Origin of the sequence: Moraxella sp. (genome assembly GCF_024227015.1) — a bacterium.
Taxonomy (GTDB): domain Bacteria; phylum Pseudomonadota; class Gammaproteobacteria; order Pseudomonadales; family Moraxellaceae; genus Moraxella.
Map to the genome: position 1 here is coordinate 1 of NZ_JAAELD010000167.1, position 535 is coordinate 535.

At 44.5% G+C, this 535-nt stretch carries 1 protein-coding gene; it reads right to left on the reverse strand.

Going from position 1 to position 535, the window contains the following annotated elements; all coding sequences use genetic code 11:
- The coding region (locus GY683_RS03900; protein WP_297287503.1) for a glutamate--tRNA ligase family protein at positions 1–514 on the reverse strand (514 nt) is incomplete at its 3' end.
- Between the last annotated feature and the right edge of the window lie 21 nt (positions 515–535).

Consider the following 535-nt stretch of genomic DNA (forward strand, 5'->3'; position numbering starts at 1 on the left):
ATGACTTTGAAACACGCTCTAATGTGAATTTCTCTTGCAAATCATCAAACGAAAAAAGCTCTTCATCATTCCCTGGCGACCAGCCCAACAACGCCATGTAATTTGCTAATGCGTGTGGCAAATACCCCATTTTCTTATACTCGCCAAGACTCATTGCTCCAAGACGTTTACTGAGCGGTTCACCACCTGGCCCCATCGTTAAGGGCATATGAGCAAAAGTTGGCACTTCGAAATCACACGCTTCAAATATAGCAATATGTTTTGGCGTATTAGAAAAATGATCCTCACCACGAACAACGTGCGTAATCTTCATCAAACCATCGTCAACACACACGGCCAGGTGGAACGTGGCGCTACCATCAGGACGAACAATAATAAAATCACCAATAACACCTTTATCAAACTCAACGTCACCACGAATAAGATCACTCACTACAATTTTTTTATCCGGCATACGAAAACGAACACTCGCATTCTCACCGGCAGCAATCCGCTTCTCAGCATCTGAGCGCATCACTCGACGGCATGTACCATC